This is a genomic window from Inquilinus limosus MP06 (assembly GCF_000767795.1).
Lineage (GTDB): Bacteria > Pseudomonadota > Alphaproteobacteria > DSM-16000 > Inquilinaceae > Inquilinus > Inquilinus limosus_E.
This window is the reverse complement of record NZ_JANX01000154.1, coordinates 1-11,404: the sequence shown is the minus strand read 5'-3', so window position 1 is coordinate 11,404 and position 11,404 is coordinate 1. Positions and strand designations below refer to the sequence as shown.

13 protein-coding genes are annotated in these 11,404 nt (G+C 70.2%); 10 read left to right on the top strand and 3 right to left on the bottom strand.

Features of this window, described 5'->3' with window-relative positions; translation table 11 throughout:
- The 3 genes from P409_RS14255 to P409_RS14245 form a co-directional block, all read right to left on the bottom strand.
- Window positions 1-525 (bottom strand): thiamine pyrophosphate-binding protein (locus P409_RS14255; RefSeq protein ID WP_034837674.1); only part of this gene is annotated, 525 nt, incomplete at its 3' end.
- Between the two features lie 52 nt (window positions 526-577).
- Entirely contained in the window at window positions 578-1,747 is a 1,170-nt protein-coding gene (locus tag P409_RS14250; protein WP_034837670.1) for a LeuA family protein, read from the bottom strand.
- A gap of 451 nt (window positions 1,748-2,198) precedes the next feature.
- Window positions 2,199-2,981, bottom strand: coding sequence for a DUF899 domain-containing protein (locus tag P409_RS14245; RefSeq protein WP_034837667.1), 783 nt, complete (start codon window positions 2,979-2,981; stop codon window positions 2,199-2,201).
- A 352-nt stretch (window positions 2,982-3,333) separates the two neighbouring features.
- Between P409_RS14245 and P409_RS14240 the strand changes: the two genes are divergently transcribed.
- From P409_RS14240 to P409_RS14195, 10 genes are all read left to right on the top strand, one after another.
- Window positions 3,334-4,836, top strand: a complete 1,503-nt coding sequence (locus P409_RS14240; RefSeq protein ID WP_202964665.1) for a cyclic nucleotide-binding domain-containing protein — start codon at window positions 3,334-3,336, stop codon at window positions 4,834-4,836.
- Between the two features lie 147 nt (window positions 4,837-4,983).
- Window positions 4,984-5,733 carry an SDR family NAD(P)-dependent oxidoreductase gene (locus tag P409_RS14235; RefSeq protein ID WP_034837664.1) on the top strand — a complete coding sequence of 250 codons (750 nt, stop codon included), beginning with the start codon at window positions 4,984-4,986 and terminating at the stop codon, window positions 5,731-5,733.
- A 78-nt stretch (window positions 5,734-5,811) separates the two neighbouring features.
- Window positions 5,812-6,354, top strand: coding sequence for an RrF2 family transcriptional regulator (locus tag P409_RS14230; RefSeq protein ID WP_034837661.1), 543 nt, complete (start codon window positions 5,812-5,814; stop codon window positions 6,352-6,354).
- A gap of 8 nt (window positions 6,355-6,362) precedes the next feature.
- Window positions 6,363-7,010, top strand: coding sequence for a response regulator transcription factor (locus tag P409_RS14225; protein WP_034837658.1), 648 nt, complete (start codon window positions 6,363-6,365; stop codon window positions 7,008-7,010).
- Window positions 7,011-7,084: 74 nt separating this feature from the next.
- Window positions 7,085-7,501 carry a response regulator transcription factor gene (locus tag P409_RS14220; protein WP_238578689.1) on the top strand — a complete coding sequence of 139 codons (417 nt, stop codon included), beginning with the start codon at window positions 7,085-7,087 and terminating at the stop codon, window positions 7,499-7,501.
- A 1-nt stretch (window position 7,502) separates the two neighbouring features.
- The gene (locus P409_RS14215; protein WP_052120610.1) at window positions 7,503-9,176 is read left to right on the top strand and encodes a PAS domain-containing sensor histidine kinase; all 1,674 of its coding nucleotides are present in this window, start codon (window positions 7,503-7,505) and stop codon (window positions 9,174-9,176) included.
- 201 nt (window positions 9,177-9,377) lie between these two features.
- On the top strand, window positions 9,378-10,139 hold the full coding sequence (locus P409_RS14210) for an SDR family oxidoreductase (RefSeq protein WP_034837651.1): 762 nt from the start codon (window positions 9,378-9,380) through the stop codon (window positions 10,137-10,139).
- A gap of 32 nt (window positions 10,140-10,171) precedes the next feature.
- Window positions 10,172-10,597 carry a hypothetical protein gene (locus P409_RS14205; protein ID WP_034837648.1) on the top strand — a complete coding sequence of 142 codons (426 nt, stop codon included), beginning with the start codon at window positions 10,172-10,174 and terminating at the stop codon, window positions 10,595-10,597.
- 161 nt (window positions 10,598-10,758) lie between these two features.
- The gene (locus P409_RS14200; protein ID WP_034837645.1) at window positions 10,759-11,076 is read left to right on the top strand and encodes an ArsR/SmtB family transcription factor; all 318 of its coding nucleotides are present in this window, start codon (window positions 10,759-10,761) and stop codon (window positions 11,074-11,076) included.
- A partial coding sequence (locus P409_RS14195; RefSeq protein ID WP_202964664.1) for an SRPBCC family protein occupies window positions 11,069-11,404 on the top strand: 336 nt, incomplete at its 3' end. The genes P409_RS14200 and P409_RS14195, both read left to right, overlap by 8 nt.

Below are 11,404 nucleotides of genomic sequence, written 5' to 3'. Positions count from 1 at the left end.
CGGCTGGCAGCGCCGCAGCCGGCCCTCGGCCTGGCGCAGCCGTTGCCGCAGGGTCGCGGCGTGGTCCAGCACGAAGACGCCGTCCGGCAGCTCCGCCCGCAGCTGGGCCAGCATGTTGCTGCCCAGCGGGCTGGTGTCCTGCAGCGGGCTCAGCCCCTCGGTCTCGGCCGGCGAGGCCGCGACGATGTAGACCGCCGGGATGTCGTGCAGCTTGGCGTCGCTCAGGCCGCAGCCCAGCAGCTTGGTCGCGGCGCCGGTGGTGGCGATGCCGGCGGCGATGCGGCCGGTGGCCAGGTAGCTGCCGAGCGGGACGAAGCCGGCGGCGTATTCGCCGAGCGTCAGGAACTTGATCCCGCCAGGCTCGCCGGCGGTCGCATCCTCGCCCGGGCACAGCGGGGGCAGGTGCTCCAGGAAGCGGATCGTGCCGCCGCCGGTGACGCCGGCGCAGAGCGCGATGCCCCAGGATTCCAGCGTCGCCACCAGCGCCTGGTAGCCGGTGACGGTCTCGGCAAGATGCACGTCCATGCGAACGCCTCGTCTTTCGCTCAATCGAAGATCAGGGATGGGAGGGGGCGGTTCAGACCGGCGCCGCCGCCTCCGCCGCGTTGCGCAGGACCAGGCTGCGCAGGGTGCTGTCGCTGCACACCGGCTCGGCCGACGCCGTCAGCTCGCGATAGAGGGATTCGATCAGGCCGGGCGTCGGCGCCAGGCCGAAGGCCTCGATCTTCGCCTTCAGCGCGTGCCGGCCGGAATGGCGGCTGATCACCATCCGCCGCTCGGCGCCGAACATGTCCGGCTCCAGGAACTCGTAGGTCTGCGGGTTGCGGATGATCGCGGCCTGGTGGATGCCGGCGGCGGTGGCGAAGGCGTTCTCGCCGATCACCGCCTTGCCGCGCGCCATCGGCAGTTGCAGCGTCTCGATCAGCAGCCGGCAGGCGGCATAGACCCGGCGGACATCGATGGTGGTCGACCGGCCGAAATGCGCGGGATGGGCGGCCAGGGCCGCGACCACCTCCTCCAGCGCGCAGTTGCCGGCGCGCTCGCCGATGCCGCACAGCGTGACCTGGATCTCGTCGATCCCGGCCTCGATGGCGGCGAGCGTGTTGGCGACCGCGAGGCCGAGGTCGTCATGGGCGTGCATCGCCACCTTGACCGAAGCCGGCACGCTGGCCCGCACCGTCTCGACCAGGGCCGCCACCCGGCCGGGCAGCAGGCAGCCGACCGTGTCGGGGATCAGGATCATGGTGGCGCCGGCGCGGGCGGCGGCTTCGCACATCGCGCCCAGGAAGGCCGGGTCGGCGCGGGTGGCGTCCTCCGGCGCGACGCAGATGTCGTCGAAGCCGATCCGCCGCGCCAGCTCGACCGCGCCCTCGATCTCCTCCAGCGCCTGCTGCCGGCTGATCTGGCGCTTGTGGCGCAGATGGATCTCCGAGGCGACGCCCAGGATCTCGATCTGCGACGCGCGCGCCGGCTCCACGGCCCTGGCGGCGGCCTCGATGTCGGTGCGGCTGGCGCGGGCGAAGGCGCAGATCCGGCTGTCCCGCACCGCCTCGGCGATGGCACGCACGGCGGCGAGGTCGTTGTCGGAGGCCGCCGGGAAGCCGGCCTCGATCGTGTTCACGCCCAGCGCCTCCAGCTCCCGGGCGATGTGCAGCTTCTGCGGCAGCGTCATGGCGTTGCCGGGCGCCTGCTCGCCGTCGCGCAGGCTGGTGTCGAAGATCGTCAGGGGCCGGAGGCCGGTGGACATGATGGAACCTCTCCTTCAGGGCACCATCCGGCCGCCGGATGCCGTCCTGCGCTCAGCAAAGCGCGGGTCGGTCCGTGTTCTTGTCCGGAACGGCGCTGGATCGGGCACGATGGCCGCAATGGTCAGAAGCAGTCGAGGCCGACTTGCGCTCTGGCAGGCGAATATTATTTGATAGGATTCGTTTTATCCGTCTTTATTTAGCGTCTTGGATTTTGGAGAGTCAAAAGAATTTCTTCTCAAAAAAATGCATCCAATTTTGTTTTAATAAAATGGGTCAGGACATAAAATTCCAAGTGTTTTCTCCACAAAGTGCAAAAGTTATTCTTGTGGCAATCGGTTGCTCGAAATTGCGGCACCTGCTGAAATGGTATCCGGACAAGCCGGGGGCGGTCGCGGATCATCGCGACCGCCCCCGGCGGTGGGCCTCATGTCGGCCGGGTGCGCGCCCGGCCTATGACGGCGAGCCCGCGTTCCTGTTGCGGAAGGCGGCCTCGCCGGCATCCGACACCTCGACCCATCGCTTGTCGGGCGCGGCGCCGTCGACATAGCTGTCGTGCCAGTTCCACCATTTGTAGGTCGGGGTTTGCGGATAGCCCTCGGGCGAATCCTCCCACACCTCCTGCCGGCCCAGCGGGGTGATGTCGAGATAGTTCCAGGTGCCGCCCATCTGCTCGTCGCCGCGGCTGCTGACGAAGTAGGTGCGGAACACGCGGCCGCCGTCGTGGAAGAACACGTTGGTGCCGTGCCACTCGCCGACGCCGAAATCGGCGTCGAAGCCGTCGGTGATGGTGACCCAGGGCATGGTCCAGCCCATCCGCGCCTTCAGCCGCGCGATCTCCGCCTGCGGCGCCCGCGAGGCGAAGACCAGGGTAGTGTCGCGCGCGTTCAGATGGGCCAGATGGGCGACCTGGTCGGCCACCATCGAGCAGCCGCGGCAGGCATGGTCGGGCCAGCCATGGACGCCCGGCTCGTAGAAGGCACGGTAGACGATCAGCTGGCGCCGCCCCTGGAACAGGTCGAGCAGGCCGAGCTTGCCCGCCGGCCCCTCGAACACATAGTCGGTGCTCACCTCCATCCACGGCATGCGCCGGCGCTCGGCGGCCAGGGCGTCCCGGGCGCGGGTGTGGGCCTTCTCCTTCACCAGCAGCTGCTGGCGGGCGGCCTCCCACGCCTCCGGCGACACGACCGGCGGCGTGTTCGGGACGGAAGGCTTGGTCTCGGCTGACGTCGTCATGATCTGCGACCTCCTGATTGGCGAGTTGCCGCGCCCCGGGGACCGAAGCGCGATTCCAGCCGCGGCTCATCGCTCGGTGCTGGTCTTGACTTAGGGTGGGGCCGGCCCGCGCCCAGCGGGGAGTGACAAGTGTGGCGCGAGTCCGGCACCCGCGGGCCGGCCCGGGCCTGCCGCCGGTCGCGGTCAAGCTGTGCCGGGGTATCGGCCATCCTCGCCCTCCGGCGCATCGCCGCGGCCGCGGGCCCGCGATAGACTGTCCGCGAAGCTCGCGCGTGGCGCCGGCCGAACGGCCGAACGGCCCGGATTTCCCGCCTGCCGTCGCCGCCCGGGCCGATACAGGATCTTCGGCACCATGGATCAGATGTCCGTCCCGGCGCTCCTGGCGTCCCCCTTCACGCATGTGATCCTGGTCGGGCTTGCCGGAATCCTCGCCTGGGGCCTGATCCCGGCGCGGCGCTCGAACACCCGCCTGCTGGTGCAGATCGCGTTCTTCCTGGCGATGACCGCGCTGCTCCTCCGCGACAGCCTCTCCCCCTCGATGGTCGAGAGCAGCCGGACGGCGGAGGACGGCACCCTGCTGGTCGTCGCCGCCAGGCTGCTGTGGTGGGTGCACCTGGCCTGGGCCACCATCGGCTTCGTCCGCATCACCCTGGTGCTCGAGGGACGCCCGCGCGAGGCGCGGCTGCTGCAGGACCTGGTCGTCGGCGGCGTCTATCTCGGCGTCGGCCTGTCGATCCTGGCCTTCGTCTTCGGCATCCCGATCGGCACGCTGGTCGCCACCTCGGGCGTCATCGCCATCATCCTCGGCCTGGCCTTGCAGAGCACGCTGAGCGACGTGTTCTCCGGCATCGCCATGACCCTCGGCCGGCCCTTCGCCATCGGCGACTGGATCGTCCTCAGCGACGGCACCGAGGGGCGGGTGGTCGAGAGCACGTGGCGCGCCACCCATCTGCTGACCGGGTCGAGCAACCTGGTCGTGCTGCCGAACAGCTTCCTGGCCAGGCTGGGCCTGACCAATGTCAGCCGGCCCGACGAATCGCATCTGGTGTCGCTGTCGCTGCGCCTGGCCCCGACCCGGATGCCGGCGGCGGTCGTCGAGGTCATGCAGATGGCGCTGCTGAGCGCCGATGCCATCGTCAAGGAGCCGCCGCCCTCGGTGGCCCTGACCGGCCTCGACGCATCGGCGCTGCAGATGGATCTGTCCTTCCGCGTCGCCAGCCCCGCCAGGCGGACCCAGGCGCGGAACGAGGTGATCGACCTGGTCTACCGCCACTGCAAGTCGGCCGGGCTGCTGCTGGCGCCCCCGCCGGAGGGCATCGCCGCGATCAAGGACCTGCCGACCGAGGAGACGGCCAGCCCGCCGCAGGTCTCGCCGCTCGCGCTGATTGAGGCGATGCCGATCTTCGCCGGGCTGACGCATCAGGAGAAGCAGGCCCTGGCCGAGGCGACCGCCCCGCGCGCCTATCGCAAGGGCGAGGTCATCGTCCGCGAGGGCGACACGCTGCCCTCGCTGATGATCCTGCGGGCCGGCATCGTCGTCATGCGCCATGGCGGGGCGGAGGCCGGGCGGCTCGCGCCCGGCGACTTCTTCGGCGAGACCGGGCTGCTGGCGGGGATGGGGGAGGCGTGCACGCTGGAGGCGCTGACCCGCGTGACCGTCTACGAGATCGGCCAGGAGGCCTTCGAGCCCCTGATCCACGACCGCCCGGCCCTGGCCGAGGACCTCGCCCAGGGCCTGTCCGCCCGGGCCGAGAAGGCCAGGGCGAACGGCCTCCACGGGCCGCGGCCCGACCGCGGCCCGCATGTCTTCCTGGGCGCCATCCGCACCGTTTTCCACCGGAAGCCGGCCGGCTGACGCCGCCGTCGCGGCCAACCCATCCCGAGGGCCAGGATCGGCCACCCATCGGTGTGGGGAAACAGACCTCCGCACAGTGTCGGCAGGCCCGCCGGCCGGGGGAAAGTCCGCCCGGTTCACAGGTCCGGACAGTCCGAGGACAACGAGATGCAGATGCTGAGGGACAAGGTCGCGCTGGTGACCGGCGGGAACAGCGGGATCGGCCTGGCCGCCGCGAAGGCCTTCGCCGCCGAGGGCGCGCAGGTGGTGATCACCGGCCGCCGCCGCGACGTGGTCGACCAGGCGGCGCGGGAGATCGGGTTCGGCGCGCTGGGCATCGACGGCGACGTCGCCGAGCCGGCGCATCACGACCGCGTGGCGGCCGAGGTGGTGCGGCGCTACGGCCGGCTCGACGTCTACATGGCCAATGCCGGGATCAACCAGATCACGCCTTCGGCCGAGGTGTCGGAGGCCGAATACGACGCGCAGTTCGCCGTCAACACGCGCGGCGTCTTCTTCGGCGTCCAGCGGATGGTGCCGATCCTGCGCGACGGCGGGTCGATCATCCTGGTGGGATCGCTGGCCAGCGAGAAGGTGCTGGACGGCCATGCGGTCTATGCCGGTTCCAAGGCGGCGATCGGCGCCTTCGCCCGCAGCTGGGCGATCGAGCTGAAGGGGCGGGGCATCCGCGTCAACGTGCTGAGCCCGGGCCCGGTCGACACGGCGATCCTCGACAAGCTGGGCATCCCGCCCGAGAGGCGCGAGGGGTTCGAGGCGGCGATGGCCGCGGCGATCCCGCTGGGCCGCCTGGGCCAGCCGGACGAGTTGGCGCGGGCGGCGCTGTTCCTGGCCTCGGACGCCGGCAGCTTCGTCACCGGCATCAACCTGCGGGTCGACGGGGGCATGGCGCTGCTCTGAGCGGCCGGCCGGAACTTGGACATAGCCAGTCCGAGTTTGCCGTTGCGCTTCGTAACTCGGACTGATAAAGTCCAAGTTATGGCTCACATTACGGCAAGCGTCGAATACGGGCTGCATTGCCTGCTCTGGCTGGTCGGCAAGGACGACACGCCGATGAGCACCCGCGACCTCGCCGATCTCCAGGGCATCTCGCCGGCCTTCCTGGCCAAGATCATGGCCAAGCTGGAGAAAGGCGGGATCGTCCGGGCCACGGAGGGCGTGCGCGGCGGCTACGTGCTGGCCGAGAAGCCGGAGGACATCAGCTTCCTCGCGGTCGTCGATGCGATCGAAGGGCGCAAGCCGCTCTTCGATTGCCAGGAGGTCCGGGGCCGCTGCGCCATCTTCGGGGGCAGCCCGCCCGCCTGGGCGACGGGAGGGGTCTGTGCGATCCATGCCGTGATGCTGCGGGCGGAGAAGGCCATGCGGCAGGAGTTGGCCAGGCAGTCGCTGGGAGAGATAGCGCAAGGCCTGTTCCGCGTGGCGCCGGCCGATTTCACGGCCGCGCTGGAGGAGTGGATCGACCATCGGGTGAGCGGCCGCGGCCGCAGATCCGGCCCGTCCGACCCCGTTTCATCGAAGTGAGGTCACCCATGAACACGGTCGCCGCAACCGAGCGTCCCCTGGTGCTGATCGTCGATGACGACGAAGCCGTCCGCCTGTCGCTGCAGGAGCTGATGCTGTCGGTGGGGCTCGACGCCGTCGGCTTCGCCTCGGCGCGCGAGCTGCTGGACACGCCGCTGCCGGACCGGTCCGGCTGCCTGGTCCTCGATGTGCGCCTGCCTGGCGCCAGCGGGCTCGACCTGCAGCAGCAGCTCGCTGCCCACGGCAAGAACAAGCCGATCGTCTTCCTGACCGGCCATGGCGACATCCCGATGACGGTCCAGGCCATGAAGGCCGGCGCGGTCGACTTCCTGACCAAGCCGGTGCGCGACCAGACGCTGCTGGATGCCGTTACCACCGGCATCGAGCGCGACGTCGCGCAGCGGGCCCGGGATCGCGTCGCCCGGCGGCATGTCGACCATTACGGGACCCTGACCCGGCGCGAGCGCCAGGTGCTGGGCGCCGTGGCCCTGGGGCGGTTCAACAAGCAGATCGCCTTCGACCTCGGCATCAGCGAGGTCACCGTCAAGCTGCACCGCAGCAACGTGATGCGGAAGATGCACGCCACCTCGGTGGGCGAGGTGATCCGCGCGTGGGAGGCGCTTCCCGCCGACCTGCGCGAAGGAAATCCGACCTAGCCCCCGGGATAGTACCCAAGGGATCGCGGATGGGGCGACATGGAGGGCCAGCCGCGCCGATGAGGGCCGCCCGCGTGTCCAAAGTTCCCATGATCGCGATCGTCGACGATGACGAGGCCATGCGCGATGCTCTGTCGGACCTGCTGCAGGTGATGGGCTTCGACAGCCGGTCCTTCGACTGCGCCGCAGCCTTCCTGGCCGATTTCGTGCCCGGCCGGTTCGACTGCCTGATCACCGATGTGCGCATGCCGGGGATCGACGGCATCGAGCTGCAGCGCCGGCTGCGCGCCCGCGGCAGCACCCTGCCGGTGCTGATGATCACCTCGGCCCCGGATCCGGCGGTGCAGCTGCGCGCCCTGGGCGGCGGCGCCTGCGCCTACCTGGCCAAGCCGGTGGATGACGGCGTCCTGTTCGACCACCTCAGGGCGGCCCTGGGGCAGGACGGCGGGCCGGATGAGCCGGCAAGCGGAACATCCTCACAGGGGGGCTGACATGGACGGGACGCTTGCCGCCGACGGATATGACGCCGAGCGTGCCGAGACGCGCCGCGACATGGCCGTCTGGCGGCTCGCCGTCGCCGAGGTCCGATCCTTTATGATCTCCCGGCTGTCCGGCGGCGGGCTGTGCCAGGCGCACTGGACGGCCGAGGTGCTGGGGCGGGCCTTCGTCCTGGACCTGAACGAGCGCAGCGAGCACCTGCTGGGCGGGCCCGACGGCCGCGCCGAGATGATCGGCCGGCCGATCGCGGAGTTCTGGCCGCCGGACAGCAAGGACGCCCTGGCCGAGATGATCGCCGAGGTCGCGACGGACCCGGCCCCGCATGCGGCGCGGGCGCGCGACATCGCCTCCCTGCTGCTGAGCCACCCGGTGCTGACCGTGCGGCGCCCGGAGGATGGCGACCCGGACACGGTGATCGTGACGGTGAAGGGCCCGCTGACGGATCATCGCTCCTACTGGTCGGTGCGGGCGAGCGAGGAGCGATACCGCAATCTCATCCACTACATGCCCAACCCGCTCCTGCGGGTCGATGCGAGGGCGATGGTGGAGGTCTTCGCGCGGCTGCGGAGCGAGGGGGTCCACGATCTCGGCCCCCATCTGGACGCCCATCCGGAGCTGATGGACTTCGCGCTGCAGGCCGTGCGCGTCACGGAGGTCAACCGCGCCACGACGATCCTGTTCGGCGCGGCCGGGGCGGCGGATCTGCTCGGCCCGGTGGGCTATCTGTTCCAGGTCTCCCGCGGCACGGTGCGGCGGATCATGATCGCCCATTTCGAGGGGCGCCGCAGCCATGCCGAGGTGATGCAGATCCGCCGGCTCGACGGCCGCCTGCTCGACGTCCAGTTCGCGGTGACCTATCCGACACCGCCCGATCTGCGGGATGTCACGGTCATCAGCCTCGACGACATCACCGACCGGCTGCGCACCGAGGCGCAGCTGCGCCAGCTTCAGGCCGATTTCACCCGCGCCGCCCGGATCTCGACCCTCGGCGAGCTCGCCACCTCGATCGCGCATGAGGTGAACCAGCCGCTGGCCGCGATCTTCACCAATGCCGAGACCAGCCTGCGCTGGCTGTCGCGCGACGAGCCGAACCTGGCCAAGGTGATCCAGCTGACGACGCGGATCGTGGCCAGCGCCCGCCATGCGAACGAGATCGTCCACCGCATCCGGTCCGCGACGGCGAAGCACACGCCGGAATGCCTGCCCCTGGACCTGAACCAGGTGGTGGACGAGGCGCTGCTGTTCATCCGCCACAACATCGAGACCCGCTCGATCCAGCTGTCGGTCAGGCTCGGCCTCGGGCTGCCCGATGTCATCGGCGACCGGGTGCAGCTGCAGCAGGTGGTGGTCAACCTGCTGGTCAACAGCATCCAGGCCATCGGCCAGGCCGGGGAGGGGCGCATCGAGCTCGGCACCGGGCTCGGCCGGGACGGCGAGGTGGCCTTCGTGATCCGCGACAATGGGCCCGGCATCCCGGAGGAGAATCTCGAGCGCATCTTCGACGGCTTCTTCACCACCAAGGAGGAAGGGATCGGCCTCGGCCTCGCCATCTGCCAGTCGATCATGGCGGCGCATGGCGGGGGCATCGCCGCCTCGAACAGCCCCGATGGCGGCGCCTGCTTCCGGCTGTGGCTGCCGGCGCAGCGGGGGGCGGCGATCCAGGGCTAGAACCGCCGCCGCGCCTCCGACCCTATGCCAAGGTCGAGGTCGATCCACCCTTTGATGTGTTGGACTGGCGGTCGGCACAATGGCCGGGGAGGGCGGCGATCCGCGATCCTTCCTCTCGTTTCAGGCGCCGGCCGCGGGGGCGAAGGGGAGGGACCCTCGACCGGAGCGGCAGCTGGTGCCCAGACCGCGAGAGGTGAATCCATGAAGATCGTCGTCATCGGCGGAACCGGCCTGATCGGATCCAAGGTCGTGGCCATGCTGTCCCAGAAGGGCCATCACGCCCTTGCCGCCGCCCCGGGCACGGGCGTCGACACCATTTCCGGCCGGGGGCTGGCCGAGGCGCTGACCGCTGCCGACGTCGTCGTCGACCTCGCCAACTCGCCGTCCTTCGCGGACCAGGCGGCGATGGAGTTCTTCCAGACAGCCGGCCGGAACATCACGGCGGCGGAGGTGAAGGCCGGGGTCCGGCATCACGTCGCCCTGTCGGTGGTCGGCACTGAGCGGCTGCAGGTCAGCGGCTATTTCCGCGCCAAGCTGGCGCAGGAGCGCCTGATTAAGGCGTCGCCGATCCCCTACACCCTGGTCCGCGCCTGCCAGTTCTTCGAGTTCATCCGCGGCATCGCGGATTTCTCCACGGTGGACGGCGTCGTGCGCCTGCCGCACACGCTGTTCCAGCCGATGGCGGCGCAGGATGTCGCCGCCGCCATCGCAGAGGCGGCGCTGGCCCCGCCGGCGAACGGCATGCGGGAGGTGGGCGGGCCCGTCCCGCTCCATCTCGACGACGCGGTCGCCAAGGTCCTGGCCTATGACAAGGACCCGCGCCGGGTGATGACCGATCCGCAGGCGCCGTATTTCGGCATCAAGGTGGACGACACGTCGCTGATGCCAGGGCCGGACGCCCGCCTCGGTACCACCACCCTCGACTGGTGGCTGGCCAACGTTCCCCCGCCGCCGAAGAAGTGACGGGCGGCATCCCATCCAGAAAGGACCCAGCGATGCTGAAGCAGATCTGCGTCGGCGTGGCCGTGCTCATGGGCGTCATGGCCGAGGCGAACGGTGTCTTCATGCTGCTGTCGCCGGACGGCTGGTACTTCGCCGTGCCCGGCGTCACGGATACCGGCCCGTTCAACCAGCATTTCATCCGCGATATCGGCCTGATCTTCCTGGCCATCGGCACGTCCTACCTGTTCGGCGCCGCGCAGCCGCGGCACCGCATCATCTTCTGGGCCGCGCCCACCCTGTGGCTGGCCGGCCATGCCCTGTTCCACTACTGGGAGGTCGCCGTCGGCATCTGCGGGCCGTCGGTGCTGATCCGCGACTTCCCGGCGGTGACGCTGCCGGCGGCGATCGGGGCGCTCCTGACCCTCTGGGCGATCTCGGACGGCCGCTCGACCCACACCCTGACGGAGAGATACTCATGATCCCGCGCCTGACCGGCACAGGGGCAGCGCCGCCAACGGCGCGGCCCCGCTCCCGCTTCGGGGGCTGCGGCTGCCATTGGCCGTGTCAGGGATAGGGTTTGTCGAGCCGCGCGGGGTCGGCGGGCATTGCGAATCAAATAAGTATCCGCTTATATGTCGGCATGACCGCGCCCGAGATCTTCCAGGCCCTGGCCGACCCGACCCGCCGCGCCGTGTTCGAGCGTCTGGCCGAGGACGAGCTGAGCGTCACCGAGCTGAAGGCCGGATTCGCCGTGTCGCAGCCGGCGATCTCGCAGCATCTCGCCGCACTGCGCCGCGCCGGGCTGGTGGCGGAGCGGCGCGACGGCCGCTTCGTCTATTATCGCGCCGCGCCGGAGGGCCTGGCGCCGCTGGCCGGCTGGATTGACCGCTACCGCGCCTTCTGGCCGGAGAAGGTTGCCCGCCTCAAGACCCTGCTCGAGGACATGGATGATGAGTGATCCGACTCCCGATGACTCCGTCGTGGTCGATTGCGACCTGGACCATCCGCCGGAGAAGGTGTGGCGGGCCCTGAGCGAGCCGGAGCTCCTCGCCGCCTGGCTGCTGCCGAACGACATCAAGGCGGAGGAGGGGAAGCGCTTCACCCTGCGCGGCGCGCCCGGGACCGACAAGCCGGTGGATTGCGAGGTGCTGGCGGCGGAGCCGCCGCGGCTGCTGCGCTACAGCTGGCGCAGCCGGGACGCCGAGACACGGCCGCTCGACACGGTGGTGACCTTCACCCTGGACGGCACCGCGGCCGGTGGCACCCGGCTGCGCATCGTCCATAGC

Coding starts and splice junctions, on each gene's coding strand:
- P409_RS14210 (WP_034837651.1), top strand. CDS start 9,378: ATGAAGATCGTCGTCATCGGCGGAACCGGCCTGATCGGATCCAAGGTC.
- P409_RS14250 (WP_034837670.1), bottom strand. CDS start 1,747: ATGTCCACCGGCCTCCGGCCCCTGACGATCTTCGACACCAGCCTGCGC.
- P409_RS14205 (WP_034837648.1), top strand. CDS start 10,172: ATGCTGAAGCAGATCTGCGTCGGCGTGGCCGTGCTCATGGGCGTCATG.
- P409_RS14200 (WP_034837645.1), top strand. CDS start 10,759: ATGACCGCGCCCGAGATCTTCCAGGCCCTGGCCGACCCGACCCGCCGC.
- P409_RS14230 (WP_034837661.1), top strand. CDS start 5,812: ATGGCTCACATTACGGCAAGCGTCGAATACGGGCTGCATTGCCTGCTC.
- P409_RS14235 (WP_034837664.1), top strand. CDS start 4,984: ATGCAGATGCTGAGGGACAAGGTCGCGCTGGTGACCGGCGGGAACAGC.
- P409_RS14240 (WP_202964665.1), top strand. CDS start 3,334: ATGGATCAGATGTCCGTCCCGGCGCTCCTGGCGTCCCCCTTCACGCAT.
- P409_RS14215 (WP_052120610.1), top strand. CDS start 7,503: ATGGACGGGACGCTTGCCGCCGACGGATATGACGCCGAGCGTGCCGAG.
- P409_RS14245 (WP_034837667.1), bottom strand. CDS start 2,981: ATGACGACGTCAGCCGAGACCAAGCCTTCCGTCCCGAACACGCCGCCG.
- P409_RS14225 (WP_034837658.1), top strand. CDS start 6,363: ATGAACACGGTCGCCGCAACCGAGCGTCCCCTGGTGCTGATCGTCGAT.